Genomic DNA, 26702 nt, shown 5'->3' on the forward strand with positions numbered 1-26702 from the left:
GCGGGCCTTCTGGCCTTGCGGTGGGGGCTGTGGGATTCTTGACGGCGTGGAGGCTGTTGCGCCACCCCTTGCCGGCCCGATCGACGGCTACGTCGACGGCCTGACCGCCTGCCTGCGCGGCCCCCGCCGGACCCGCGCGGAGATGATCACCGAAGCCCGGCACAGCCTGGAGGACGCGGCCTGCGCGTACGAAGACGCCGGGCTGTCCCCGCTGGAGGCCGAGCGGCGCGCGGTCGCCGAGTTCGGCACGCTGCGCGAGGTCGCGCCGGCCTACCAGGCCGAGCTCGCCGCCCAGCAGGGCCGCCGCGCCGCGACCTGGATCGCCGTGGCGCTGCCGGTGATCAACGTGCTGGCCCCGCTGATGTGGTGGGACAGCCCGTGGAGCGTCACCGACCACGCGTCACACCTCTACTGGGTGCTGGTCGACCACTTCATGTACACGTCGTTCCTGGCCGCCGGGATCGCCGCGCTGGTGGTGCTGGGCTTCACCTGGGGCAGCCGCTACCTGCGCGACGGGGTGCGCTTCGCGCGGTACGTCGGGCTGGGCGCGGTGACCTTCCTCGGCCTGCACGGGCTGGTCGGGGCGGCGGTGTTCGCGCTGAGCCTCTACCAGTGGCCGGCCGCGGCGACCTGGCCGCCGCTGATCGCGGGCATGACGATCAACCTGGGCGCGTTCGCGTACGCGGGACTGCTGTCGGTGCGGTGCGTGCAGTGGGCGTCCGCTACGAAGCCGGCGACGCCGGTGGGGGCATGAGCACCGCGCCGATCGTGGTGGTGAACTCCTGCCAGGCCGAGCGCTCCTCGGAGAGCACCTTGCGGCCGGCGTTGGTCAGGCGGTAGGTCCGCCGCTCCCGGCCGCCCACCGTGGACCAGGCGCTCTCCACGTAGCCGGCCCGCTCGAGCCGGCGCAGGGCCGGATAGACGGTGCCGGTCGGCAGGGTCAGGGTGCCGCCGCTGCGGGCCTGGAGCGCCTCGATGATCGCGTAGCCGTGGCGGGGTTCGCCGTCCAGCACCGCGAGCAGGAGTGCGTCGAGATGCCCCCGGAGCGCGTCCGCCTTCATGTGTAGCGAGTCTACGGGTTCACACTCGGGCGCGCCATGGCAGGGGTTTAGCGTCCCCGCGCCTGGGCAGGACCGGGGCACGAAATCGTTCTTGGGGGACCCGGGAGGAACTGCGGGATGAGGCGGCGGGCCGAGACCGCGCGCGAGATCGAGCTGCGGTGGCCGACCGGGCTGGGGATCGCGTTGGCGATGGCGTCGGGGCGGGTGCTGGCCTATCGGCGCGGGGTACCCCGGCCGGTGGTGGCCCCGCCCCGCTGGAACACCGGCGGCCAGGCGGCGACCGTGACGAAGACGGCCGTCGACGCCGCGTCCGTGGCGCGCTGGCTCACCGGGCAGCTGCCGACCGGGCGGTACCACGGGCTGGTCATCGGTTCTCCGCACGGCGCCGGCCTGCATCTGGCGGCGGCACTGGGGGTGCCGTGGCTGCCGGCGAGCTTCGAGCTGGCGACGCCGGACGTGGCGGTGCGGGATCAGAGCGTGGGCAGTACCACCGCCGACAACACGGCCGCGGCCGAAGCCGGCGAGCGCGGCGCGCAGGCCATCCTCGCCGCCAATCCCGACGTCGCGGTGCGGCAGATCTACGACCCGGTGTGGCGCGGCTGGTCGGCCTCGTCCGCGGCGTACGCGGTGGTGCGCTGGCAACGGCTGCCCGGCGCCTACAAGGACTGGATCGCCGAGCGGCTGCGCCCGGGCGCGCCCATCATCGTGACCCGCGACGTGGGCCGCTGGCTGACCGTGGCCGGACCCGACGGCTACGCGTTCCAGCTGGGCAGCCGCGCCTCCGGGCTCGCACCGGACGACTACCTCGACAACCGCGACGCCGCGGTGCTGGGCGAGCGGCCCGCCGACAGCGACGGGGAGCGCAGCGTCGACCGCGGGCTCGTCGAGGACCTGCGGCGATTCGCGGCCGCCCACGGTCATCCGGTACGGCAGGTGCTCTACCGCCACCCCGACGTCCTCAGCGGCGCGGTGGCCGACCTGTACCGCGAATGGCTGCGCGCGGGATCGCGGACGGGCAACCGCCTCGTCGTCGAGTGCGGACGCCTGATCGACCCGTGGCACGTGGTGCGGGCGGGCCTCGTGCCGTACTGGTGCGAGCACCCGCTGCGCTCCGCCGTCCGCGCCGCGTCCTGGTGGCTGGCCGGCAGCGAGCCGTTCACCGCCGTCGACGTCCTGCCCGAGCCGCCCGGGGTGACGCTGCCGACGACCGCGCCGCTGGCCGAGTGGGAGGCCCTCGCGGGGTTCGCGACCCGGCACGCGCTGGTCGATCCGCGGTGCGCCCGCGCGTACCCGACCGGCGCCGTGCCCGCCCACCACGCGACCCAGATCCTCCGGGCGCAGCCGCCGGACCTGCCGTACCTGCCGTTCCTGGACGCCGAGTCCGCCCTGTCCAGTCTGGCCGGCCGAGGCCAGACCGACGGACTGCTGATCCTCTAGGAACGCCTCGGAAGGTCTTTCGGGCGCTTTTGGATACCGTGCGATGTCCTGAAAAGCGGTGGGGGAGCTTCGCTCCACCCACACCCCCTCAAGACCGCACCGGGCCCTACTAGGCCGCGGTGGCGTCCTCGGACTTCTCTTTGTTTTTTTGGACCTTGCTGATGACGTCGTGCAGGGGCTTCGTGCCGCTGCCGACGACGACGCCGGTGATGATGGCGTCGATCCAGACCGGGATGCCCTGCCAGCCGTCGCCGGCGATCGAGTGCAGCAGGTAGAGGCCGCCCGAGGCCGAGGCGACGGTGGCCAGGGCGACCGCGATGCCCCACGAGATCAGGCCCCGGTCGGCGCGGCCGCGGTCCACCATGGACTTCGCGTGCGCGACCTGGACCAGGTCGTCGAGCGTGGCGTCGTGGTACTTGTTCGCCATGTTGGCCACCGCCTTCTCCAGTTCGCCCTTGGCGTGCTGGCCGGGCATGAACCGGGCGAACGGCTCGAGCACCCGCTCGACCGCGGTGGCGAAGGCGAACAGCACGCCGAAGAGCGCGGTCGCGTCCGGCAGGTGGATCTCGTCGGCGTTGACCCCGAAGTGGTACAGCGCCCACGACCCCGCCCCGCCCGCGGCGACGAGCAGGAAGGCGGCGATCAGCGAGCCGACGCTGGCCGGCTGGGTGGTGACCGCGGCCGCCTCGCTGCCCGGGGCGGCCGGCGGGACATCCGGACCCACGGTGACGGCGGCGCCGGCCACCTCGCCGAGCGGCGCGCTGGGAACGGCGTCGGGGGCGAGGCCCGCGTTGGGCTGAGCCGGGATGCGCTGGGTGACGTCCTGGTCCGGGGGAACGGCCAGGTTCTGCGGTGCGACCGTGGCGGCGGCCACGACCCGGTTGCTGGAGGTGCCGAGGACGGAGGTGCGCCGGACCAAAGCCATGCGCGAGAGGCTAGCGCCCGTCGATGGCTCCGATCATCGAGGGATCGGGCAGCCGACAGAGGTGCGCAGAATCCGAACGAATTGCGCAGATACCCTGTCAGGCGATAAGTCCGATATGTCGTGGCGCGCCAGCGCCCGACATATCGTCCCCAACCACCGGCTCCCGGTAACGGGTCAGGGCGAACGGCCCCAGATCGACCGCCGCGTGAATGAGCACCGGCAGCAGCAGACTGCCCGTGACCACGTACAGGGCCGTCGCAAACAGGCCGAACAGGGTGGTGCCGATGACCCCGAACGCGCCCTGGTACAGGTGGCCCAGGCCGAAGAACAGGCTGACCAGGATGCCGGCCGCGACGATCGGCAGGTGCAGCAGGCCGACCGCGCCGGCCAGCAGGGCGCCGCGGAAGACCAGCTCCTCGCAGATGCCGGCGGTGAACGCGGTGGCCACGCCCCAGCGGCGCTCGCGGGCGGTGCGGGGGAGCAGGAACGCGACCTTCGGGGGCACCGCGGCCAGGCGGTGGCGCAGGAACCGGTCGCGGGCCCACACGATGCCGACGAACAGGACGAAGACCCCCAGCGCGAACGCGATCCAGCCGGGGCCCGGCAGCACGAGGCCGTAGTCGCGCGGCTGCAGGGCGGGGTCGGTGAGCAGCGGGATCAGGGTGACGAGCGTGAGGAGCCACCAGCTCAGGACGTACCGTTGATGGAACCTGACCCGGCCGTCGGGGCGCGCCTCGATCTCGGCCCGGCGGCGGGCCACGGTGCCGGGCGACCGGGCGATGCGCACCACGAACCAGGCCGCGACCAGCGCCAGGACCGTGGCGCCGGCGGGGCCGAAGTGCGGCTGGGGCCAAGGGATCACGGCGACCATGATGCGACAGCGAAGGGGCCGCCGTCAGCCCTCGCGGACTGGACGGCGGCCCCTTCGAAAGGTCGTGCTGCCCTTGCTTTGCTAGTTCGAAGCCAGTTCGGACCTAGTTCGAAGCCGAGACCGAGGGGTTCGCGGAGGCCGGCGCCGAGGCGCTCGGGCTCGCGGCGGTGTCGGCCGGCGGCGGGAGCGCGCTGCCCTTGACGAACTCGTCCCAGGACTTGTCCCAGTCGGTCCAGCCGTTGCCCCACGCGAGCTTGCGGGTCGTGTTCTTGACGATCACGACGTCGCCGATCTTGGTGAGGTTGTACAGGAACTTCGCGTTCGACTCGGAGACGTTGGTGCAGCCGTGCGACACGTTGCGCTTGCCCTGGTCGCCCACCGACCACGGGGCGGAGTGGATGTACTCCCCGCCGCTGGTCATGCGCTGCGTCCAGTAGACGGTCTCGCGGTACGGGTCGTCCGGGTCGGTGCCGACGAACAGCTCCGACTGGTTCTTGTCCATGACCACCATGTTCCCGGAGGACGAGGGGGTCTTGGCCTTGCCCAGGCTGACCGGCATCGTCTTGATGACCTGACCGTTCTGCTCCACCGTCATCTGGTGGGTCTTGTCGTCGGTCGTCATGACGATCTTGTCGCCGATGCTGAACGTGCTCGTGACGTCCTTGCTGCCCCAGCCGGTCTTGGTCAGCTGCAGGCCGCCGACGGCGAGCCGAACGTTGATCTTGGTGCCGGACTGCCAGTACTCCTTCGGGCGGTAGTGCACCTCGCCGCCGTTGAACCAGTACCAGGTGCCCACCTGCGGCGGGTTGGACGAGACGATCAGCCGCTTCTCCACCGCCGCGCGCATCTCCTGCGGGACGCTGGAGCCGAACCGCACGACGATGGGCATGCCCACGCCGTACGTCTTGTTGTCGGCGACCGCGGTCGAGACGTTGACCGTCTTGCCGGGCTTCGCCATGGTGGTGAAGGTGACCTTCTTGCCGACGGTGTCGCCGGCGGAGGTCACGGTCGCGGTGTACTGCGTGCCGTACTTGAGCTGCGTGCCAGGCACCCACGCCTTGCCGTCGGCGCTGAGCCCGCCGTTGACCGCGGCACCGGCGGCGTCCGTCAGGCTCACCTGGGCGTTGGAGCCCGGCTCGGCCTGCAGGGACAGCTCGGTCGCGGTCGAGACGTTGCTCGATCCGTCGGTGGGCGCGGCGAAGGCCGCCTTGGGCAGCTCGGCGGCGGACGCGGAAGCCGAGGGGCCGCCGGCACTGGGTTCAGCGCCGGACCACTTCGGCTTGCCCGAGTCGTCGCCGCTGCATCCCGCAGCGAGAACGACGACGCTGGTGAGAGCGGCGATCGTGGCCAGTGCGCGTGCGGAGACTCCCATGTCCACACCTCCTTCGTTGGGCTAGAGCATGCACCGGTTGTCAGACCGGTGTATCCCGTGTTAGTGCCACCAGTTCAAAGTTCCAGGAACCCCGTGGTGGCGAGCGATCTTGCCGTGCATCATCGTAGGAAGAGACGGATGGCGCGAGCCACCCGCTGGTTGGACGTCTTCCGGACTGTCGAAGGTTGCGTGACAGTTCTGTAACGGGAGTTGCGACGGGTGTCCTCCCTGCTCGCCCGTGGGATTTGTCACGATCTCGCGCGGTAGGTAAGGACCCGGTGTGCACGGTACGTTGTCTGGCAACATACGCGGCGGGCGCGCTCGGCATGTGGTACGGACTCGAGTACCGGCATGCAACTTGCGCCCGCTCTTCGCGTACACTGGCTAGACCGCTCCTTCAGGGCCGACGTTGTCCCGACTCGCAATCGATGACGTCAGGAGGCCCGATGGTTTACCCCGGACCGCAGCAGCAGGGTCTGTACGACCCGGCCTACGAGCACGACGCCTGCGGGGTCGCCTTCGTCGCCGACATGAACGGCCGCAGGTCCCATGACGTCGTGTTCAAGGGACTTTCGGCGCTGCGCCGGATGGACCACCGTGGCGCCCGCGGAGCCGAGCCGAACACCGGCGACGGCGCGGGCATCATGATCCAGATCCCGGACACGTTCCTCCGTGAGGTCGTGCCGTTCGACCTGCCCGCCGCCGGGCAGTACGCGACCGGCCTCGCGTTCCTTCCGACCGACGACGCCGCGGCCGCGCGCGCCCAGCGGGTGCTGGAGAAGTACGCGCTGGTCGAGGGGGCCCAGGTGCTCGGCTGGCGCGACGTGCCGACCGACGCCACCGACCTCGGGGCGACCGCGCTGGCCGCGATGCCCCGCATCCGCCAGGTCTTCGTCAGCGCGGAGAAGCTGGGCTCGCCCGGCACCGTGCTGTCCGGCCTGGACCTGGACCGCGTCGTGTACTGCGTGCGCAAGCAGACCGAGCGCGAGACGCGGGAGCGCGGCATCCAGCTGTACCTGCCGTCGCTGTCCTCGCGCACCATCACGTACAAGGGCATGCTGACCCCGGACCAGGTCGTGTCGTTCTTCCCCGACCTGTCCGACCCCCGGGTCGCCTCGGCGATCGCGCTGGTGCACTCGCGCTTCTCCACCAACACGTTCCCGAGCTGGGAGCTGTCCCACCCGTACCGCATCATCGCCCACAACGGCGAGATCAACACGATCCGCGGCAACCGCAACTGGATGGCCGCCCGCGAGGCGCTGCTGGCCAGCGAGAACCTGCCGGGCAACATCCGCCGGCTGTTCCCGATCTGCACGCCCGAGGCGTCGGACTCGGCGAACTTCGACGAGGTCCTCGAGCTGCTGCACCTGGCCGGGCGGAGCCTGCCGCACGCGGTCCTGATGATGATCCCCGAGGCGTGGGAGAACGACCCGCGCATGGAGGCCCAGCGCCGGGCCTTCTACCGCTTCCACGCGTGCCTCATGGAGCCCTGGGACGGCCCGGCCAGCGTGGCGTTCACCGACGGCACCGTCGTCGGCGCCGTGCTCGACCGCAACGGCCTGCGCCCGGGCCGCTGGTGGCAGACCAGCGACGGCCTGGTCGTGCTGGCCAGCGAGGCCGGCGTGCTGGACCTGGACCCGGCCACCATCGTGGCCAAGGGCCGCTCGGCGCCCGGCAAGATGCTGCTCGTCGACACGGCGGCCGGCCGCATCCGCACCGACGACGAGGTCAAGGCCGAGCTGGCCGCGGCCGAGCCCTACGGCGAGTGGCTGCACGCCGGGCTGATGGACCTCGAGCAACTGCCCGAGCGCGAGCACATCGTGTACACCCACGACTCCGTCCAGCGCCGGCAGCAGACGTTCGGGTACACCGAGGAGGAGCTCAAGATCCTCATCGGTCCGATGGCCCGGGCCGGCGCCGAGCCGCTCGGTTCGATGGGCACCGACACCCCGGTGGCGGTCCTCTCGACCCGCCCGCGGCTGATGTACGACTACTTCACCCAGCTCTTCGCGCAGGTCACCAACCCGCCGCTGGACGCGATCCGCGAGGAGCTGGTCACCAGCGTCGCGGCCACCATCGGGCCCGAGGGCAACCTGCTGCGGCCGGGACCGGCGTCGTGCCGGCAGATCGCGCTGCCGTACCCGGTCATCGACAACGACGACCTGGCCAAGATCCTGCACATCGACGAGGACGGCGACCTGCCCGGCTTCAAGGCGGTGCGGGTGTCCGGCCTGTACCCGGTCCGCGACGGCGCCACCGGCATCAAGCGCCGGCTGGTCGAGATCATGCGCGGCGTCTCCGAGGCCATCGAGGACGGCGTGCGCATCCTGGTGCTCTCCGACCGGGACTCGACCGTCGACCTCGCCCCGATCCCGTCGCTGCTGCTCACCGCGGCGGTGCACCAGCACCTGGTCCGCGAGCAGACCCGCACCCAGGTCTCGCTGGTCGTCGAGTCCGGTGACTGCCGCGAGGTGCACCACGTGGCCCTGCTGTCCGGCTTCGGCGCCTCCGCGGTCAACCCCTACCTGGCCTTCGAGAGCGTCGAGGACCTCATCGCGACCGGCGCGCTGGCCGGGCTCGACGCGGACAAGGCGATCCACAACTACGTCAAGGCGCTCGGCAAGGGCGTCCTGAAGATCATGTCCAAGATGGGCATCTCGACCGTCTCCTCGTACTGCGGCGCCCAGGTCTTCGAGGCCGTCGGGCTGGACCCGCGCTTCGTGGAGCGGTACTTCACCGGCACCCCCAGCAAGATCGGCGGGATCGGCCTGGCCGAGGTGCACGCCGAGATCCTGGCCCGGCACTCCCGCGCGTACCCGGCCAACGAGGCCGAGCGCGCGCACCGCCGGCTCGAGGTCGGCGGCGAGTACCAGTGGCGCCGCGAGGGCGAGCTGCACCTGTTCAACCCGGAGACGGTGTTCCTCCTGCAGCACGCGACGCGCTCGCGGCAGTACGACGTCTTCCAGCGGTACACCGCGAAGGTCGACGAGCTGGCCGGCCGGGCGGGGTCCCTGCGCGGCCTCTTCGAGCTGCGCACGGGTGTGCGTCCGGCGGTGCCGCTGGACGAGGTCGAGCCCGCCGTCGAGATCGTCAAGCGGTTCGCGACGGGCGCCATGTCGTACGGCTCGATCTCGATGGAGGCGCACGAGACGCTCGCCATCGCCATGAACAACATCGGTGGCAAGTCGAACACCGGCGAGGGCGGCGAGGACGCGGAGCGGCTGCACGACCCGCGCCGCCGCTCGGCCATCAAGCAGATCGCCAGCGGCCGGTTCGGCGTCACCACCGAATACCTGGTCAACGCGGACGACCTGCAGATCAAGATGGCGCAGGGGGCCAAGCCGGGCGAGGGCGGGCAGCTGCCGGGCAACAAGGTGTGGCCCTGGATCGCCAAGACCCGGCACGCCACCCCGGGCGTCGGGCTGATCTCGCCGCCGCCGCACCACGACATCTACTCCATCGAGGACCTCGCGCAGCTGGTCTTCGACCTCAAGAACGTCAACCCGTCGGCCCGCGTGCACGTCAAGCTGGTGTCCGAGGTCGGCGTGGGCACCGTGGCGGCCGGCGTGGCCAAGACGAAGGCCGACGTCATCCTGATTTCCGGGCACGATGGCGGTACCGGTGCCTCGCCCTTGAACTCGCTCAAGCACGCGGGCACGCCGTGGGAGCTGGGGCTGGCCGAGACGCAGCAGACGCTGCTGCTGTCGGGGCTGCGCGACCGGGTCAGCGTGCAGGTGGACGGTCAGCTCAAGACCGGCCGCGACGTCATCATCGCGGCGCTGCTGGGCGCCGAGGAGTACGGCTTCGCGACGTCGCCGCTCATCGTCTCCGGCTGCATCATGATGCGCGTCTGCCACCTGGACACCTGCCCGGTCGGCATCGCCACCCAGAACCCGGCGCTGCGCAAGAAGTTCACCGGGTCGCCGGAGTTCGTCGAGAACTTCTTCTGGTTCATGGCCGAGGAGGTCCGGGCGTACCTGGCCGAGCTGGGCTTCCGCACCCTCGACGAGGCGATCGGGCACACCGAGCTGCTCGACGTGCGCCCGGCCGTGGAGCACTGGAAGGCGGGCGGGCTCGACCTGACCCCGCTGCTGCACGTGCCGCCGCTGGCCGACGACGCCGCCCGGCGCCAGACCACCAAGCAGGACCACCGGCTGGAGCGGGCGCTGGACAACCAGCTCATCGCCGCGGTCTCGCCGGCCCTGGACGCGGGCGAGACGATCGCCCTCGACGTGGCCGTGCGCAACGAGCACCGCTCGGTCGGCGCCATGCTCGGCGGCGAGGTCGTGCGCCGGGTCGGCGGGGCCGGCCTGCCCGACGACACCGTGCAGATCACGCTGCGCGGCGTGGCCGGGCAGTCCTTCGGCGCCTTCGTGCCCCGCGGCGTGACGCTGCGGCTGCTGGGCGAGGCCAACGACTACGTCGGCAAGGGCCTGTCCGGTGGGCGGCTCATCGTCCGCCCGGACGAGTCGGCGACGTTCGTGGCCGAGCAGCAGACGATCGGCGGCAACACCGTCCTCTACGGCGCGACCGGCGGCAAGCTGTTCATGCGCGGCCGGGCCGGCGAGCGCTTCGCCGTGCGCAACTCGGGCGCGCTCGCCGTCGTGGAGGGCGTGGGCGATCACGGGTGCGAGTACATGACCGGCGGCACCGTCGTCGTGCTCGGCACCACGGGCCGCAACTTCGCCGCGGGCATGTCCGGCGGCGTGGCGTACGTGTGGAACCTCGACCGCAACCTGGTCAACGCCGAGCTCGTCGACCTGCGCCCCGTCACCGACTCCGAGCGGCTGCGGGCGTACGTCGAGGAGCACCACGCCGAGACCGGCTCGGCCGTCGCCGAGCGTCTGCTGGCCGACTGGGGCGCCGCGCTGGCGGAGTTCACCGAGGTCATGCCGCGCGACTACGAGCGCGCGATGGAGGCGATGCGGGCCGCCGAGGCCGCCGGCCGCGATGTCGATGCGGCTGTCATGGAGGTTTCCCGTGCCTGACCCGAACGGTTTCATGCGGTACGAGCGGCGGCTTCCGGCCCGCCGCCCGGTGCCGGTGCGGCTGCAGGACTGGCGGGAAGTCTACCCGTCGGCCGGCGACGAGCTGGTCCGCGAGCAGGCGAGCCGCTGCATGGACTGCGGCATCCCGTTCTGCCACGACGGCTGCCCGCTGGGCAACCGCATCCCGGACTGGAACGACCTGGTCCGCGGGGGCGACTGGGACTTCGCGATCGAGGCCCTGCACGCGACGAACAACTTCCCGGAGTTCACCGGGCGGCTGTGCCCGGCCCCGTGCGAGGCGGCCTGCGTGCTGTCCATCGCCGGCGGCCAGGCGGTCACGATCAAGCAGGTCGAGGTCGAGATCATCAACCGCGCGGTGGCGGCCGGCCGGATCGTCCCGCGCCCGGCCCCCGAGCGCTCGGGCAAGAGCGTCGGGGTCGTCGGCTCCGGCCCGGCCGGGCTCGCCGCCGCCCAGCAGCTGGCCCGCGCGGGCCACGACGTCGTGGTGTACGAGCGCGACGATGCTCTTGGCGGGCTGCTGCGGTACGGGATCCCGGATTTCAAGCTCGAGAAGGAGCACATCGACCGCCGCCTGGAGCAGCTGCGCGCCGAGGGTGTGGTCTTCAGGACAGGCGTCAACGTCGGCGTGACCGTCTCCGTCGAGGAGCTGCGGGCCTCGCACGACGCCCTGCTGCTGGCCTGCGGCGCGCTCGCCGCCCGGGACGTGGCCGACACGCCCGGCCGTGCGCTGCGCGGCATCCACCTGGCCATGGAGCACCTCGTCGAGTCCAACCGCGTGGTGGCCGGGCGGCAGCCGTCGCCCGCGATCACCGCCGAGGGCAAGAACGTCATCATCATCGGCGGCGGCGACACGGCGGCGGACTGCCTCGGCGTCGCCCACCGCCAGGGCGCGCGGTCGGTGTTGCAGCTCGACCAGTACCCGACCCCGCCGAACGAGCGCGACGAGTCCCGCGACCCGTGGCCGACCTGGCCATGGATCCTGCGCAACTACCCGGCCCACGAGGAGGGCGGCGAGCGCGCCTTCGCGGTGGCCGTCACGTCCTTCGAGGGCGACGAGGCCGGCGACCTGCGCGCGGTACGCATCGCCGAGGTGTCGGTGTCCAGAGTGGACGGCCGGCGGATCGTCTCGGTGGTCGAGGGCACCGAGCGGGAGTACCCCGCGGAGCTCGTGCTCCTCGCGATCGGCTTCGAGGGCACGGAGGAGGGCCCGCTGCTGGCGAACCTGGGCCTGACCCGCAACCGCCGCGGCGGCATCGACACCGACGGCACCTGGCAGAGCCAGGCCCCCGGCGTCTTCATCGCGGGCGACATGCACCGCGGCGCCTCCCTCATCGTCTGGGCCATCGCCGAGGGCCGCGCGGCCGCCGCATCGATCCACGCCTACCTGGGCGGCGACGGCGAACTCCCGTCCCCGGTCGACCCCACCGCGGTGGCCCTATCCGCCTGAGGTGCTGTTCGGGTGCGGACTTCTTCGGAGGTCCGCGCCCGGGTACCCCTCGGCCATGAAACGACCCCCTCGCCTACCGCTCCTTATCTTTCTGGCCGTTTTATGCTGGCTCCCAGCGACCGCCGCGCACGCCGTCGAGGGCTTCGCCGGCGACCTGAACATCGCCGTCCGCGTGGCCGAACGCTACTGGGGCCACAAGATCGTCGGTTTCCGCCCGATCGAGAAGATCATCCCCTACACCGTCGACGGCCAGGTCTCCTGCGGCACCCAGCCCATCCCCGCCCAGAACGCCGCCTACTGCCCGATCGGCGACTTCATCGCCTACGACCGCAACTGGTCGGAACAGGTCTACAACGACATGGGCGACGCTTTCGTCTTCTACTTGCTGGGCCACGAGTACGGCCACGGCATCCAGCAGCGCCTGGGCATCCAGTACCAGTTCACCATCCAGCAGGAACTCCAGGCCGACTGCTTCGCGGGCGCGATGATCGGCGACTCGATCCGGACCAACGACCTCACCCTGGACACCGGCGACGTGGAAGAACTCAAGGCGGGGCTGGTCTCGGTGGGAGATCCGCCGGACGAGCCCTGGTTCCAGGAAGGTGCGCACGGGTCGCCGGAGCAGCGGCAGTCGTCCTTCTTCGACGGGTACGACCATGGACTCGACCCGTGCAACATGCCCGCCGGCGGCCTGGGCTCGGTGGCGTCGGCCCCTTCTACGCCGCAGTATCCGGGCTTCCCAGCGCCGAACCCTTCCGCCTCGGCCAACCCCTTCCCGGGCACGCGCAACCCCTTCCCCGGCTGGACCAATCCCCTTCCGGGCCCGACCACCCCGATGTGGCCGTGGTGACCGATTTGCGCGTCCTTTCGACTGCGCACTTCGGGGCGACCGGCTAGGACCCGCCTCGGCTACGGTCGTCGTGTCCGATGCACTTCGTGGCGAGGAGGCCGCGATGGGTGATCAGCACGGCTTCGCGGTCGACCCGAGGGCGGTTCACACCTTCGGCCTCGACTTCCAGCACGACCTGGACGTCCACCTCTCGGCCGAGAAAGTGGACACGCTGCATCTCTTCTCCGGGGCGGCGATCTTCGGGGCGCGGACCGCGAGCCCGGAGGTGCACAAGGCCGCCTCCGACTACAGCGCAAAGCTCATCGAGCTCTTCGACGTCATCGACGCGATGATCCTGGAGGGCGCTGCGATGGCGCGCGCGGCCCATGCCATCGCGGAGGCCTATGCCGAGGCGGACGCGGTCTCCGGCGTGGACGTGGGCGACGCGGTCGGCTCCGCCCGGACCGGATTCGACGCCGACCGGTACGCCGTGGATCCCCGGACGGGCAGGCCGATCTGATGCCCGAGAGCTATGCGGCGTACCGGCTGCCGGAGTTGTGGGCGTCGGTCGCGGGCGAGGACGTCGAGGCCGGCTTCGTGCACGTCAACACGCTCAACCGGCTCCGCGTGGCGCTGGAGCAGCAGCGCAACAATCTCCGGGTGCACCGCGACCGCCTGATCGAGGGCTGGCCGCCGGAGCGCAGCGAGGCGGCCGAGGCGTTCGTCGCCCGGATCAACGGCCTGATCGACACGATGACGGCGACCGCGAGCGCCGCCGGTCGCGTCTGTGCCGGCGCCGACGAGGCCTTCGCGGCCATCCGTGAGCTCCGCCGCCAGCTCGAGCCGCTGATGGGCGAGCTCCGCCGCCGGCAGCCCGGTGCGGGTCTCGTGACCGCGAGCGCCGGCCGCCCGGACCTGGATCGGCAGGCCAGAAGCGCCTACGCCGCGGCCGACGCGAAGATCGCCAGGGCCGCCCCGTCGATCAACGCCGGTCTTCCGCACCGCAGCACTCAGGATCACAGCTCGACCATCCTGGACGGCGAGGACGCCCCCGCCCAGGTGCGCGGCGGGGCGGGCCCGGCGCAGGGCCGCCGCTCGTCCGGCACCGCACAGTCGGCGCTGATCACCGCTCCGGTCTTCGATCCGCCGCCGCCGGGATCGAGCCTCGGCCCGGTCCTGACCGAGGGCACCAGCCCCGCTGGGGGAGTGGTCATCGGTACCGGACCGACCCAGGTCCAGCCGGCGTCGGGGCCGTCCACCGCGTTTCCGTTCGGCCGCGGTATCACCGGGCCGACCGGCCTCATCGTGCCGCCGCGCCCGGCCGAACCGCGCCCGGTTCAGTCTGGTTTGGCCCCGATGCCGGGCGTTGTTCCGCGCGGCAGTTCGGCGGCGGCGCGGTCGGGCGTGATCCGGCGGCCACCGCCGCCACAACCGCAGGAGCAGCCGGCCCGGGGTCTCGGCGCGGGCGGCTATCGCGATCGGTCGTACGAGGCCTACACCGAGCGCCGGCGATCGCGGCGGCCCAGCACCGGCGACGAGGTGTGGCCGGTCGAGGAGGGCGTGCCGCCGGTGCTCGAGCCTCCCCGCGAGCGGCGCCACGATCCCGGCCCCGGCGTCCTGGGGATCGACCGTTGACCGCTGGCGTGTGGCGCCCCGTCGCGGCCGGCGCCCTGATCGTGCTGGCGCTCAGTGTGCACCCGCGACCGGCGCTCGCCGACAGCATCCGCGATCGCGCGTGGCACCTCCGGGCGCTGAACATCGCCGAGGCCCACAAGGTCAGCCAGGGCGCGGGCGTGATCGTCGCCGTCATTGACACCGGCGTCGACGACAAGCACGCCGAACTCGCCGGAGCGGTCCTGCCCGGCAAGGCCTACGGCGAGGGCAACGCGACCGACGGCCGGGTCGACCGCGTCGGCCACGGCACCGCCATGGCGGGCGTGATCGCGGGGCGGGGCCTCCCGAACGACGGTGGCGTGCTGGGCATCGCCCCGAAGGCGATGATCCTGCCGTTGCGGGTGGCGAACCAGGAGAGCGGTCTCGCCCCGCCCCAGTTCCTCGCCGACGCGATCGACTGGGCGGTCGGCCACGACGCCGGGGTCATCTGCATCGCCTCGTCGACCGACCGCGACGACCTCGTGCGACAGGCGGTGGAACGCGCGCTGGCGGCGGGCGTGGTGGTGGTCGCGGCCGCGGGCAACATGCCGGAGCGAAGCGCGATCGCGTACCCCGCCGGACTGCCGGGCGTCGTCGCCGTCGGCGGCACGGACCGCACCGGCGCGCACGCCCGGGTCTCGGTCTCCGGCCCCGAGATGACGGTGGCGGCCCCGGCCGAGGACATCGTCTCGACGGCACCGGGCGGCAAGTACGAACTCGGCACGGGAACGAGCGACGCGACGGCCATCGTGTCGGGCGTCGCGGCCCTGATTCGGGCCAGATATCCGAATCTCTCCGGTCCGGAGGTGGTGCACCGCATCACGGCGACCGCAACCGACAAGGGCAAGCCGGGCCGCGACGACGACTTCGGCTTCGGCATCGTCGATCCCGTGGCCGCGCTGACGGCCGACGTGCCCCCGTCCGATGCCGCATCGCCCGCCGGGGGGTCGGCGGCCCCGGAAGCCGGCTTCGGTGGCAACGCGGCTTCCGCCGTGCAGTGGGCCACGGGTCTGGCCGTCGTGGTCGTGATTGTGGTCGCCGGCGGGCTGCTGCTTCGCCGTCGAACCAGAATGCGTCGGTGACGCACTCACCGCGCGAATCACCCCGCCGAGGCCGTTCCGACGGCGCGGACGGAAGACCCCGGAAACGGCCCGTTCGGGGCCGATCATCGCTGGTGGCGTGGTGCATGGGGGCGTCGTGGCAGGGGTGGCGATGCGCCGTCGGGCGACGGGATTTTGATCACCTTGCCTTGTGGTGTGGGGATCACCCGTCGCGGGTAAGGCGCGCAGAATGCGGGATACGGTCTTTGACACGCTCATGCCGCTGGCCATTGCGCTCGGGGCCGCGCTCCTGGCGTTGCTCGCGGTACACATTGTGCACAAGGTGCTGTTGCGTGTGGGGCGGCAGGCCTCGCTGATCACGGAATTGGCGCTCAAGGCGCATCGGCCCACCCAGTGGGTGCTGGTGCTGTGTGCCGTCTACTTCGCGGTGCGTGCCAGTGCCGACGAGGCCTCGTGGCGGCACACGTTTCTGCACGCCGATCAACTGATCATCATTGGTACCGCGGCCTGGCTGCTCGCCGCGCTGCTCGTGGTGGCCGAGGATGCGGCTCTTTCGCGGTTCCGGACCGATGTGCCGGACAACCGGACGGCTCGGCGGGTGCATACGCAGGTCGTGATGATCCGGCGGGTCACGGTGGCGATTGTCGCGGTGCTCGCCGGCGCCGTGATGCTCATGACGTTTCCGCAGGCCCGGCTGGTCGGGACGTCGGTGCTGGCCAGTGCCGGGTTCGCCGGGATCATCGCGGGTCTCGCGGCACAGAGTGTGCTACGCAACGTGTTCGCCGGGTTGCAGCTCGCGTTCTCCGACGCCGTACGGCTGGGGGACGTGATCATCGTGGAGAAGGAGTGGGGGCGGGTTCAGGAGATCACGCTCTCCTACGTGGTCGTGCACGTGTGGGACGACCGGCGGCTGATTCTGCCCACGTCGTACTTCACCGAGAAGCCGTTCGAGAACTGGACGCGGACCGATTCCGCGCTGCTGGGCGCGGTGATGTTCGATGTCGACTGGTGGTTGCCGGTGCCCGAGATGCGGGAGGAGCTGCGGCGGGCTCTCGAGTCCACCGACCTGTGGGACGGGCGGGTCTCCGTACTCCAAGTGGTCGAGGCGACCGGCAACGCCATGCAGTTGCGGGCGCTCGTGAGTGCCACCGACGCGCCGAAGTTGTGGGATCTGCGGTGCTTCGTGCGCGAGCACCTCGTCACCTGGCTGCGCGACACCCATCCGGGGGCCCTGCCGAAGGTACGCGCGGAGATGAACTCGCAGATGCCCCTGCACGCGACGCTGACCGGGCAGACGCTCACCACCGACGGTGACTCGCGGGTCTTCAGCCACAGCGTGGACGGGCGGGCGCGCGCGGAAGCGTTCACCGGGCCTGAACAGTGACCGCTCGGCCAGGAGCGGGGAACGCGGAGATGGACGCCGTCTCAACTGATGGAGGCGGGCCGGGGCAGCGATAACGCGCCGTGGTGGAGGGGCTAGCCTCAGGGGTGTGACTCGACGCGCCAAAATCGTCTGTACGCTCGGCCCGGCCACGTCGTCGGCTGAGCGGCTCCGTGGCCTAGTCGACGCCGGGATGGACGTCGCGCGGCTCAACTTCAGCCACGGTAGCCACGAGGACCACGCCTCGGTGTACAACCTTGTTCGGGAGGCCGCCATCGCCGCCGGCCGCCCCGTGGGCATCCTCGCGGACCTGCAGGGTCCGAAGATCCGTCTCGGCCGCTTCGCAGACGGACCGCACGAGTGGGCGGCCGGTAAAACGGCCGTCATCACCAGCGACGACATTCTCGGCACCGCCGACCGGGTGTCCTGCACCTACAAGAAGCTTCCGCAGGAAGTGAAGGCCGGCGACCGCCTGCTCATCGATGACGGCAAGGTGGCCGTCGAGGTGACCGCGGTCACGGGCAACGACATCACCGTCCTCGTCACCGAGGGCGGCATGGTCTCCAACAACAAGGGCGTCTCGCTGCCGAACGTGGCCGTGAGCGTGCCCGCGCTGTCGGAGAAGGACGCCGAGGACCTGCGCTTCGCGCTGCGCCTGGGCGCCGACTGGATCGCGCTGTCCTTCGTGCGCTCGCCGGACGACATCAAGCTCGTCCACGAGATCATGGAGGAGGAGGGCATCCGCCGGCCCGTCATCGCCAAGGTCGAGAAGCCCGAGGCGGTCGCCGCCCTCGAGGCCATCGTCAACGCGTTCGACGGCGTCATGGTCGCCCGCGGCGACCTGGGCGTGGAGATGCCGCTCGAGCAGGTGCCGCTGGTGCAGAAGCGCGCCGTGCAGCTCTGCCGCGAGCAGGCCAAGCCGGTCATCGTGGCCACCCAGATGCTCGACTCGATGATCGAGAACGCGCGGCCGACCCGGGCCGAGGCGTCCGACGTGGCCAACGCGGTGCTCGACGGCGCCGACGCGGTCATGCTGTCGGGGGAGACGAGCGTCGGGAAGTACCCCATCCTGACGGTCTCCACCATGGCCCGCATCGTCGCCACGACCGAGGGCGGCGCGCTCACCGTGCCGCGCCTGCAGCACGACCCCCGCACCCGCGGCGGCGCGCTCACCTCGGCCGCGTCCAACATCGCGCGCAACATCGGCGCGAAGGCACTCGTGGCGTTCTCCCAGACCGGCGACACCGTGCGCCGCCTGGCCCGCCTGCACTGCGAGCTGCCGCTGCTGGCGTTCACCCCGGAGCCGACGGTGCGCAACCAGCTCACGCTGAGCTGGGGCGTGCAGACCTTCGACGTGCCGTTCGTGGAGCACACGGACGAGATGTTCAAGCAGGTGGACCTGGCCCTCGTCGGCCTGCCGTGGCTCGCGCCGGGCGACGACGTGGTCATCGTGGCGGGCTCCCCGCCCGGCACGCCCGGCTCCACGAACACCCTGCGTGTGCACCAGCTCGGGGTTCTCTCACAATAAGAGCGTGACCGAACTGGCTGGTGGGCAGGAAGCAGTGGACGATCTCGTCCGGCTGCTGGATCTCGAGGCGCTGGGGGACGACCGGTTCAAGGGCATCAGCCCGCCGGACGGCCCCCAGCGCGTTTACGGCGGCCAGGTGGCCGCTCAGGCCCTGGTCGCCGCCGGACGCACCGTCGATCGCGAGCGCACAGTCCATTCCCTCCATGGGTACTTCGTCCGCCCCGGCGATCCCGACGTGCCCATCACCTACGCGGTGGAGAACATCCGCGACGGCCGCTCGTTCTCGGTGCGCCGCTCGGTCGCGGAGCAGCACGGCAAGGTGATCTTCTTCATGTCGGCCTCCTTCCACCGGCCGGAGGAGGGGCTGGACCACGCCGAGCCGGCGCCGCCGGACGTGCCGGGCCCCGATGAGGTACCGACAATGGCCGAGCGCCTCGCCGGTTACGAGGACCGGGCCGGCGTGTGGGCCGTCATGCCCCGCCCGATCGACGTGCGCTATGTGGGCGAGCCCGGCTGGGTGGCGCCCGGCGACCGTCCCGCCGAACCGCGCCAGCGGGTGTGGATGCGCCTGGACGGCAAGCTGCCCGACGATCCGGTGCTGCACACGTGTGTACTCGCCTTCGCCTCCGACCTGACCCTGCTCGACTCGGTGCTGTCGGCCCACGGGGCGGTCTGGGGACCGGGCGGCTTCATCGGGGCGAGCCTCGACCACGCCATGTGGTTCCACCGGCCTTTCCGCGCCGACGAATGGTTCCTGTACGACAGCTCCAGCCCGTCGGCCTCCGGCGCGCGCGGCCTCGCCACCGGCCGGATGTTCGCCCGCGACGGACGGCACATCGCGACCACGGTGCAAGAGGGCCTGTTGCGCCGGGTCGGAGGGTGAGGATGCGATCCGGCCCCCGCGGCCAGGCGGCCGGCCGCAGGGTCGTGCGGGACAGGCGGCACATCGCGACCACGGTGCAAGCAGGCCTGTTGCGCCGGGTCGGAGGGTGAGGATGCGATCCGGCGCCAGCGGCCAGGCGGCGGGCCGCAGGGTCGTGCGGGACGGGCGGCACATCGCGACCACGGTGCGAGCAGGCCTGTTGCGCCACGTGGGAGGATGAGGTCATGCGGCTTTCGGCCCGAGTTGACTATGCGCTGCGCGCGGTGGCGGAGCTGGCGGCCACGTCGGCCGACGGCAAGCTGGTGACGGCCGACCGCCTCGCCTCCGCGCAGCAGATTCCCCCGAAGTTCCTGGAGAGCATCCTGCTGCAGCTGCGCCGCGGCGGCATCGTGGTGGCCCAGCGCGGCCCGGAGGGCGGCTACCGGCTGGCCCGCCCGGCGGCCGAGATCTCCCTGGCCGAGATCATCCGGGTGATCGACGGCCCGCTGGCCAACGTGCGCGGGCAGCGGCCGGAGGAGCTCGGGTACCACGGCGCCGCCCAGGCCCTGCAGGACGTCTGGATCGCGCTGCGGGCCAACGAGCGCCTGATCCTGGAGACCGTGACCATCGAGGACGTGGTGACCGGCGAGCTGCCCGAGCGGGTGCGCGACCTGGTGGCCGACCCGCGGGCCTGGGTCTAGAAGTCGCTATTTCCTATCGTTTGAGTAGCCGATAGGATCGGCCGGTGATTGTCGTGGTCTCCGGAAACCCCCGCCCCCACTCGCGCACCCTGCACCTGGCCGAGGAGGTCGGCGGCGCGCTGGCCACCCGGCTCGGGCTGGCCGCGCCGCGCACGATCGACGTCACCGAACTCGGGCCGCGGCTCCTGCAGCCCGGCGACGGCGCGGTGGCCGACGCGGTCGCCCTCCTGCAGCGGGCGAGCGTGCTCGTGGTGGCGACCCCGACGTACAAGGGAAGCTACACAGGCGTGTTGAAGGTGCTGCTGGACCAGCTGCCGGCCGCCGGGCTCAAGGACATCACGGCCGTCACGGTGGTCACCGCGGGCATCCAGCCCCAGGCCGACGCGGCCACCCGGCACCTGCGCGAGCTGCTGACCGAACTCGCCGCCGTCCCGGTCGACCCGGGCCTCGCCGTGGTCGACGCCGACCTGGCCAACGCCGGCAAGACGGCCGCCGACTACGTGAACGGGCTCGACGGCGTGTTCGTCACGACCTGATCCGTGGCCGCGGAACGCCGCGAACGCCATGAGTCACGGCCGTGGGAAAGTGCCGTGGGGCTAGCCGTGGAGCGCCGCGGCTGAGGTCAGGAGCGGGTCGTGGTCGCCGAACGCGCCCCGCTCGCTGAGTTCGTTGAGCGAGCGGGCGATGCTCACCAGCGCGTACGTCTGGGTGACCCGCAGCGTCCGGTCCATCTCCAGGTCGTCGGCCATGTCCAGCTCCGCGCGGATGCTGTGCAGGAAACCCTCGGCGGCCTGCAGATAGGGGTCGTGCGCTTTCGTCGACATAAGCCGAGCGTAGGACTCCCGCCGTGCGGGGTGACCAAGAACGGGCAGATCAGCGGGGCTGCCAGGCGGCCGGAGGAGTCGTGAGGCGGCGGACGTGGGCGGGCATCCGGCCGCGTACGACGTCGGCCAGGCTCACCTCGTCCAGCACGTTGCGCACCGCGGCCCGTACCGCGACCCAGAGCTGCTGCAGGTGCTCGGCGGTGCCGGAGTACATGGCTTCCTCCGGGCGCACGCCGCGCACCTCGGCCAGTGGGCCGTCGACCGCGCGCAGGACGTCGCCGACCATGATTTCCGAGGGCTGGCGGGTGAGCACGTAGCCGCCGTCGACGCCGCGCTGGCCGCGGACCAGGCCGGCCCGGCGCAGGTCGCCCAGGACGGCTTCGAGGAACTTGCGGGGCATGTCCTGCTCGTCGGCCAGGCCCGCGGCCGAGACCACCGCGGGGTAGGCCGCCGCGAGCCCGAGGGATGCGCGAACCGCGTAGTCCCCGCGCGCCGAGATGTGCATCGAAAGGCTGCCTTTCCGGCCGGGCTGGTGGCATTGGATGTCCGCTACCAATGTAGGGTGCCCGCCCGCGGGTGATCGCCGGGGTAGCGTTGTCGGATTATGCGATCCGATGAGCCGCGGCGGGGCGCCGACCACAACGTCATGCGCGAGGTCAATCGCTCGCTCGTGCTTGCCCTGGTCAAGGAGGGTGGCCCGGTGTCGCGGGCCAGCATCGCGCGCTCCACGACGCTGGCCAAGCCCACCGTGTCGGCGATCGTCGACGAGCTCATCGCCGAGGGCCTCGTGCGCGAGATCGGGCCCGGCTCGACCGCGGTCAGCGGCGGGCGGCCGCCGATCCTGCTCGAGTTCAACGCCCGCTCGCTGCTCGTCGTCGGGGTGCACATCGGGGCCCGGCGCACCACCATCGCGATCGGCGACGCGACCGGCGAGGAGGTCGCCCGCCGCGAGCTGCCGACGCCGGACCGCGCCACCGCGCCGGCCGGGGTGCTGCACACCGTCGCCGCCGAGGCCAGGGACGCCATCGCGAAGGCCGACATCCCCGGCGCGAAGATCGCGGCCGTGGGTGCGGTGCTGCCGGGCCTGACCGACTTCCACGCCGGCGTCTGCCTGCTGGCCCCCAACCTCGGCTGGCGGGACGTGCCGGTCCGGGACCTGCTCGCGGCCGAGCTCGGCAACGCGCCGGTGTACGTGCACAACGCGGGACAGGCCGCCGCCGTCGCCGAGAACCTGGAGGGCGCGGGGGAGCGGGTGGGGGACCTGGCGTTGCTGTACACCGGAACCGGTCTCTCGGCGGGCATCCTGACGGACGGGCGGGTGTTCCACGGGGTCGGCGGGACCGCGGGCGAGATCGGGCACAACGCGGTGCCGGGCAACACCGAGCCCTGCAACTGCGGCAAGGTCGGCTGCCTGGAGACGCTCGCGTCGGGTCCGGCGATCGTGCGCGCGGCGCGGCGGGCGGGGCTGGACGGCCTCGACGCCCGCGAGGTGACCGCGGCCGCGCTCGCCGGGGACGCGACCGCGCGGCGGGTCATCGAGGAGGTCGGCGAGCATCTCGGGCTGGCGGCGTCGTGGCTCATCAACGCGTACAACCCGGCGCTCGTCGTGGTCGGGGGAGGGCTGGCCGCGATCGGCGACCTGCTGCTGGAGCCGCTGCGCGCGGCCGCGGCCCGGCACACGCTCGCCCCGGCGCTGCGAGGGGTCGAGATCCGGGCGTCGAAACTCGGCCCGGACGCGGAGGTGCGCGGCGCGGTGCTGCTGGCCCTGCAGCACTCCGAGACGTACTACCGGGTCGTGTTCCGGGCCTGATTTCGAGGTTAGTTCTTATCTTGAACAAACCGGTTGGCGCGGCGTAACGTGGGCCCCGCATCCCGCCAACACCCCGCCCTCGAAGAGGTACCTCATGAACGATTACCAGCCCACCCGCGAGGACAAGTTCAGCTTCGGGCTGTGGACCGTCGGCTGGCAGGCCCAGGACGTGTTCGGCGGGCCGACCCGCGCGCCGCTCGACTCGGTCGAGGCCGTGCACCGCCTGTCGGACCTCGGTGCCGCCGCCGTCACGTTCCACGACGACGACCTGTTCCCGTTCGGCAGCGACGACGCCACCCGCGACAAGCTCATCGGGCGCTTCAAGGACGCGCTCGGCGAGACCGGCGTCCGCGTCGAGATGGTCACCACCAACCTGTTCAGCCACCCGATCTTCAAGGACGGCGGCTTCACCTCCAACGACCGCGCGGTGCGGCGCTTCGCCATCAAGAAGGTGCTGCGCAACATCGACCTCGCCGCCGAGCTGGGCGCGGAGACCTACGTGCTGTGGGGTGGCCGCGAGGGCGCCGAGTCCGGTGGGGCCAAGGACGTGGCGGCCGCCCTCGACCGGTACCGCGAGGGCCTCAACCTGCTGTGCCAGTACGTGCGCGAGCAGGGGTACGACATCCGCTTCGCCCTTGAACCCAAGCCGAACGAGCCCCGGGGCGACATCCTGCTCCCGACCATCGGCCACGCCCTCGCGCTCATCTCGACGCTGGACGAGCCCGACCGCGTCGGCCTGAACCCCGAGGTCGGCCACGAGGAGATGGCCGGGCTGAACTTCGCCCACGGCATCGCCCAGGCCCTGTGGCACGGCAAGCTCTTCCACATCGACCTCAACGGGCAGCACGGCCCGCGCTTCGACCAGGACCTGCGCTTCGGCGCGGGCAACCTGCGCGGCGCGTTCTGGACGGTGGACGTGCTGGAGACCGGCGGGTACACCGGCTACCGGCACTTCGACTACAAGCCCCCGCGCACCGAGGACTACGACGGCGTGTGGGAGACGGCCCGCGCCTGCATGCGCAACTACCTCATCCTGCGCGACCGGGTCCGCTCCTTCCGCGCCGACCCCGAGGTGGCCGCGGCGCTCGAGGCGGCCCGCGTCGACGAGCTGCGCACGCCGACCCTGGCCGAGGGCGAGACCATCGCCTCGCTGCGCGAGGAGGAGTTCGACGTCGACAAGCTCGCCGCGCGCGGTGGCGCGTTCGAGGTGCTCGACCAGCTCGCCATGGAGCACCTGCTCGGCGTCCGTTCATGACCCTCGTCGCGGGGGTGGACACGTCGACCCAGTCGACGAAGGTTCTCGTCTGCGACGCCGACACCGGAGCCGTCGTCCGGGAGGGCCGCGCCGCCCACCCGGACGGCACCGAGGTCGCGCCCGCCCACTGGTGGACCGCGTTCCAGGAGGCGACCGCGGGCGGGCTGCTCGACGGGGTCGCGGCCATCGGCGTCGGGGGCCAGCAGCACGGCATGGTGCTGCTGGACGAGGCCGGGAACGTGGTCCGCGACGCGCTGCTGTGGAACGACACCCGCTCCGCCGGCGCGGCCGAGGACCTCATCGCCGAGCTGCCGGGCGGCGCCGCGGGCTGGGCTTCGGCCGTCGGGCTGGTTCCCGTGGCGAGCTTCACCGTCACCAAGCTGCGCTGGGTCGCGCGGCACGAGCCCGACGTGGCCGCCCGGGCCGCGTCGGTGGTGCTGCCCCACGACTGGATCACGTCGCTGCTCAACGTGCGGCAGGAGTTGACGACCGACCGGGGCGACGCATCCGGTACCGGCTACTGGTCGCCCACCACCGGCGAGTACCGGACCGATCTGGTGCGGCTGGCGTTCGGCCGCGACCTCGCGCTGCCCCGCGTGGCCGGGCCGGCCGAGGTGGTCGGCGAGACGGCGGACGGGGCGCTGCTCGCGCCGGGCACCGGGGACAACATGGCCGCCGCGCTCGGGCTGGGGCTGCGGCCGGGGGACCTGGTGGTGTCGCTGGGCACCTCGGGCACCGTGTTCGGGGTCAGTGCGGCGCCGGTGGCCGATGCCAGCGGTACCGTCGCCGGGTTCGCCGACGCCAGCGGGCGGCACCTGCCGCTGGTCGCGACGCTGAACGCGGCCCGGGTGCTCACCGCGGCGGCGAACCTGCTCGGGGTCTCACTGTCCACATTGGACGAGCTCGCGCTCGCGGCCGAGCCGGGGGCGGGCGGGTTGACGCTGCTGCCGTACCTCGACGGCGAGCGGACGCCCAACCTGCCCAACGCGCGCGGCCTGCTCAACGGGCTCACCCGGGCCAACGCGGGGCCGGCCAACCTGGCCCGCGCGGCGTACGAGGGCATGCTGTGCGGCCTGGCCGACGGGCTCGACGCCGTCCGCGGGCTGGGCGTGCCGGTCGAGCGGGTCCTGCTCATCGGCGGCGCGGCCGCGTCGGCGGCGGTCCGCGCGATCGCGCCGGGGCTGCTCGGGGTGCCGGTCAGCGTGCCGGCCCCGGGGGAGTACGTGGCCCTCGGCGCGGCCCGCCAGGCCGCCTGGGCGCTCAAGGGCTCGGACGAGGCGCCGGAGTGGCCGGTGTCGGCCGCCGACGCCACGGCGCTTCCCACCGAGGGCGTCCGGAAGGTGTACGGCGACGTGCGCGACCGCGCGCAGGCGCTGCTGAAATGACGGAGTCTCAGCCGCCGGACGCGATGTTCGGCGGCTGGGACAGGCACACGAACGGGCCGCGGACGCCGGCGCTGAACCGCTCCGCGGCCCGTAACGCCGTTTCCACGCGGCGTTGCGGGGCCATGCGGGACTGCGCGGTGGCGAACAGGGCGCCGAGCGCGATCTCGTCGCCGACGCCGACCGCGGCGTACCCGTCGGCCGCCTCGGCCACCTGGTAGTCGTCGTGCACGGTGAACAGCCGGCCCTTCACGCCCACCAGGAAGGTGCCGCCCTCCTCGCGCTCGCTGTCCCGCCGCGCCCAGCCGCCCGCCTTCAGGCAGTCCCGGACGGTGTCGATGAACCGCGTGGCCATGAAGCGCTCGATGTCACCGACGGGTTTCGGGGGCTTGAGGGAGTACCGGATGAGCTGCCCCATCCGGAAGGACGTGGTGAAGCCGAAGAGGTAGCCGTTGTTGTGGAACACCTTGGAGTCGGCGCGGACGGTCAGGCTCCAGCCCGAGGCGCCCGCGCTGTCCCCGCCGATGTAGACGGTCCCCTGGTGGACCAGGCCGACGATCGCGGTCACGCGGCACCACCGGCCGGGCGGGCGTGACGGGCGAGGCCGTCGAGCATCACGTCGAGCGCGAACGCGAACCGCTCGTCGCCGCTGCCCTCGATCATCGCCGGCGCGATGGCGACCAGGTTCGGGAACTCGTCGGCGGGCAGCGCGGCGAGGTAGTCGCGGACCTGGTTGAGGTACGGCGCCGCCTCCGCCTCGGTGCGCCGGCCCAGCTCGGCGTGGATCGCCGTCTCGATCGCGTCGGCGATGATGACCATCGACATCTGGTCCATCGCCCACGCGCAGATGTGGTCCGGCAGGCCGGCCCCGCGCAGCACGGCCAGCAGCGCCTCGGTGTAGCGCAGCGAGTTGGGCCCGGTCGGGATGTTGGCCCGGGCCACCTTGGCGATGTCGCGGTGCGCGCAGAACACGTTGCGGCTGGCGAAGCAGCTGCGCTTGACCTCGGCCTGCCAGTCGGGCGCGTCCGCGCGCGGCAGCGGTACCTCGCCGACCACCCGGTCCAGGAGCTGTTCGAGCAGCTCGTCCTTGTTGGCGAAGTACGCGTAGAGCGACGCCGCGCCCGTGCCCAGCTCCTGCGCCACCCGCCGCATGCTCAGGGCGTCGAGCCCGTCCTTGTCGACGAGGCGCAGGGCCGTGCTCAGCACCGCCTCCGCGCTCAGGGGCTGGCGGGCGGCCGGGGTCTTCTTCGGCGCCCGCCACGGTGGGGCGGGGATGGCGGCAGACGGCACCCGG

The 26702-nt window shown here is 72.1% G+C and carries 24 protein-coding genes; 16 read left to right on the top strand and 8 right to left on the bottom strand.

Annotated features, from left to right (window positions below; genetic code table 11):
- Window positions 1-46 precede the first annotated feature (46 nt).
- Window positions 47-754 (top strand): permease prefix domain 1-containing protein, encoded by a 708-nt coding sequence (locus ACQP00_RS08860; RefSeq protein ID WP_433217013.1) that lies wholly within the window; start codon window positions 47-49, stop codon window positions 752-754.
- On the opposite strand, the gene ACQP00_RS08865 is transcribed toward ACQP00_RS08860, so the two are convergent.
- The gene (locus ACQP00_RS08865; protein WP_433217016.1) at window positions 723-1061 is read right to left on the bottom strand and encodes a PadR family transcriptional regulator; all 339 of its coding nucleotides are present in this window, start codon (window positions 1059-1061) and stop codon (window positions 723-725) included. The genes ACQP00_RS08860 and ACQP00_RS08865 overlap by 32 nt on opposite strands.
- A gap of 117 nt (window positions 1062-1178) precedes the next feature.
- Here ACQP00_RS08865 and ACQP00_RS08870 point away from each other — a divergent pair, with 117 nt between their 5' ends.
- Window positions 1179-2498 (top strand): hypothetical protein, encoded by a 1320-nt coding sequence (locus tag ACQP00_RS08870; RefSeq protein WP_433217019.1) that lies wholly within the window; start codon window positions 1179-1181, stop codon window positions 2496-2498.
- Window positions 2499-2607: 109 nt separating this feature from the next.
- Here the strand turns inward: ACQP00_RS08870 and ACQP00_RS08875 are convergent, their stop codons facing one another.
- The 3 genes from ACQP00_RS08875 to ACQP00_RS08885 all read right to left on the bottom strand — a co-directional run bounded on the left by ACQP00_RS08875 (window position 2608) and on the right by ACQP00_RS08885 (window position 5666).
- Entirely contained in the window at window positions 2608-3423 is an 816-nt protein-coding gene (locus ACQP00_RS08875; RefSeq protein ID WP_433217022.1) for a hypothetical protein, read from the bottom strand.
- A 97-nt stretch (window positions 3424-3520) separates the two neighbouring features.
- On the bottom strand, window positions 3521-4285 hold the full coding sequence (locus tag ACQP00_RS08880; protein ID WP_433217025.1) for a CPBP family intramembrane glutamic endopeptidase: 765 nt from the start codon (window positions 4283-4285) through the stop codon (window positions 3521-3523).
- Between the two features lie 112 nt (window positions 4286-4397).
- Window positions 4398-5666 carry an Ig-like domain-containing protein gene (locus ACQP00_RS08885; RefSeq protein ID WP_433217028.1) on the bottom strand — a complete coding sequence of 423 codons (1269 nt, stop codon included), beginning with the start codon at window positions 5664-5666 and terminating at the stop codon, window positions 4398-4400.
- A 428-nt stretch (window positions 5667-6094) separates the two neighbouring features.
- On the opposite strand from ACQP00_RS08885, the gene gltB reads away from it, so the two are divergent.
- The 11 genes from gltB (at window position 6095) to ACQP00_RS08940 (ending at window position 20673) form a co-directional block, all read left to right on the top strand.
- Window positions 6095-10654, top strand: coding sequence for a glutamate synthase large subunit (gene gltB / locus ACQP00_RS08890; protein WP_433217031.1), 4560 nt, complete (start codon window positions 6095-6097; stop codon window positions 10652-10654).
- Entirely contained in the window at window positions 10647-12122 is a 1476-nt protein-coding gene (locus ACQP00_RS08895) for a glutamate synthase subunit beta (RefSeq protein WP_433217034.1), read from the top strand. The genes gltB and ACQP00_RS08895 overlap by 8 nt, the downstream gene beginning before the upstream one ends.
- A 172-nt stretch (window positions 12123-12294) precedes the next feature.
- Window positions 12295-12972, top strand: coding sequence for a neutral zinc metallopeptidase (locus tag ACQP00_RS08900; RefSeq protein ID WP_433217037.1), 678 nt, complete (start codon window positions 12295-12297; stop codon window positions 12970-12972).
- Between the two features lie 103 nt (window positions 12973-13075).
- Entirely contained in the window at window positions 13076-13471 is a 396-nt protein-coding gene (locus ACQP00_RS08905) for a hypothetical protein (protein WP_433217040.1), read from the top strand.
- A complete protein-coding gene (locus ACQP00_RS08910; RefSeq protein WP_433217042.1) occupies window positions 13471-14586 on the top strand; it encodes a hypothetical protein in 1116 nt (371 codons plus the stop codon). Before ACQP00_RS08905 ends, ACQP00_RS08910 begins: the two co-directional genes overlap by 1 nt.
- Complete coding sequence (gene mycP, locus ACQP00_RS08915; RefSeq protein ID WP_433217045.1) at window positions 14583-15686, top strand: type VII secretion-associated serine protease mycosin; 1104 nt, start codon at window positions 14583-14585, stop codon at window positions 15684-15686. The genes ACQP00_RS08910 and mycP overlap by 4 nt, the downstream gene beginning before the upstream one ends.
- Window positions 15687-15921: 235 nt before the next feature.
- Window positions 15922-17049 carry a mechanosensitive ion channel family protein gene (locus ACQP00_RS08920; RefSeq protein ID WP_433217048.1) on the top strand — a complete coding sequence of 376 codons (1128 nt, stop codon included), beginning with the start codon at window positions 15922-15924 and terminating at the stop codon, window positions 17047-17049.
- A 106-nt stretch (window positions 17050-17155) separates the two neighbouring features.
- Window positions 17156-18574 carry a pyruvate kinase gene (gene pyk, locus ACQP00_RS08925; protein WP_433217051.1) on the top strand — a complete coding sequence of 473 codons (1419 nt, stop codon included), beginning with the start codon at window positions 17156-17158 and terminating at the stop codon, window positions 18572-18574.
- Between the two features lie 13 nt (window positions 18575-18587).
- Window positions 18588-19457 carry an acyl-CoA thioesterase gene (locus tag ACQP00_RS08930; RefSeq protein ID WP_433223782.1) on the top strand — a complete coding sequence of 290 codons (870 nt, stop codon included), beginning with the start codon at window positions 18588-18590 and terminating at the stop codon, window positions 19455-19457.
- Between the two features lie 224 nt (window positions 19458-19681).
- Window positions 19682-20137 carry an RrF2 family transcriptional regulator gene (locus tag ACQP00_RS08935; RefSeq protein ID WP_433217054.1) on the top strand — a complete coding sequence of 152 codons (456 nt, stop codon included), beginning with the start codon at window positions 19682-19684 and terminating at the stop codon, window positions 20135-20137.
- 44 nt (window positions 20138-20181) lie between these two features.
- Entirely contained in the window at window positions 20182-20673 is a 492-nt protein-coding gene (locus ACQP00_RS08940; RefSeq protein WP_433217057.1) for an NADPH-dependent FMN reductase, read from the top strand.
- A 60-nt stretch (window positions 20674-20733) separates the two neighbouring features.
- Here ACQP00_RS08940 and ACQP00_RS08945 read toward each other — a convergent pair whose 3' ends face one another.
- Both ACQP00_RS08945 and ACQP00_RS08950 read right to left on the bottom strand, forming a co-directional pair.
- Window positions 20734-20961 (bottom strand): hypothetical protein, encoded by a 228-nt coding sequence (locus ACQP00_RS08945; protein WP_433217060.1) that lies wholly within the window; start codon window positions 20959-20961, stop codon window positions 20734-20736.
- Between the two features lie 49 nt (window positions 20962-21010).
- Entirely contained in the window at window positions 21011-21466 is a 456-nt protein-coding gene (locus tag ACQP00_RS08950) for an RrF2 family transcriptional regulator (protein ID WP_223102116.1), read from the bottom strand.
- Window positions 21467-21565: 99 nt separating this feature from the next.
- Between ACQP00_RS08950 and ACQP00_RS08955 the strand changes: the two genes are divergently transcribed.
- The 3 genes from ACQP00_RS08955 to xylB all read left to right on the top strand — a co-directional run bounded on the left by ACQP00_RS08955 (window position 21566) and on the right by xylB (window position 25411).
- Window positions 21566-22771, top strand: coding sequence for an ROK family protein (locus ACQP00_RS08955; RefSeq protein WP_433217063.1), 1206 nt, complete (start codon window positions 21566-21568; stop codon window positions 22769-22771).
- A gap of 94 nt (window positions 22772-22865) precedes the next feature.
- Window positions 22866-24026: a xylose isomerase gene (gene xylA / locus ACQP00_RS08960; protein WP_433217066.1), complete on the top strand. Its 1161-nt coding sequence runs from the start codon at window positions 22866-22868 to the stop codon at window positions 24024-24026.
- Window positions 24023-25411, top strand: coding sequence for a xylulokinase (gene xylB / locus ACQP00_RS08965; RefSeq protein WP_433217069.1), 1389 nt, complete (start codon window positions 24023-24025; stop codon window positions 25409-25411). Before xylA ends, xylB begins: the two co-directional genes overlap by 4 nt.
- 7 nt (window positions 25412-25418) lie before the next feature.
- Here the strand turns inward: xylB and ACQP00_RS08970 are convergent, their stop codons facing one another.
- Both ACQP00_RS08970 and ACQP00_RS08975 read right to left on the bottom strand, forming a co-directional pair.
- A complete protein-coding gene (locus tag ACQP00_RS08970) occupies window positions 25419-25976 on the bottom strand; it encodes a hypothetical protein (RefSeq protein WP_433057797.1) in 558 nt (185 codons plus the stop codon).
- A complete protein-coding gene (locus tag ACQP00_RS08975) occupies window positions 25973-26698 on the bottom strand; it encodes a TetR/AcrR family transcriptional regulator (protein ID WP_433217072.1) in 726 nt (241 codons plus the stop codon). Before ACQP00_RS08975 ends, ACQP00_RS08970 begins: the two co-directional genes overlap by 4 nt.
- Window positions 26699-26702: the final 4 nt, after the last annotated feature.

The sequence above is a fragment of the Dactylosporangium sp. CS-047395 genome, from assembly GCF_050942185.1.
Taxonomy (GTDB): Bacteria; Actinomycetota; Actinomycetes; order Mycobacteriales; family Micromonosporaceae; genus Dactylosporangium.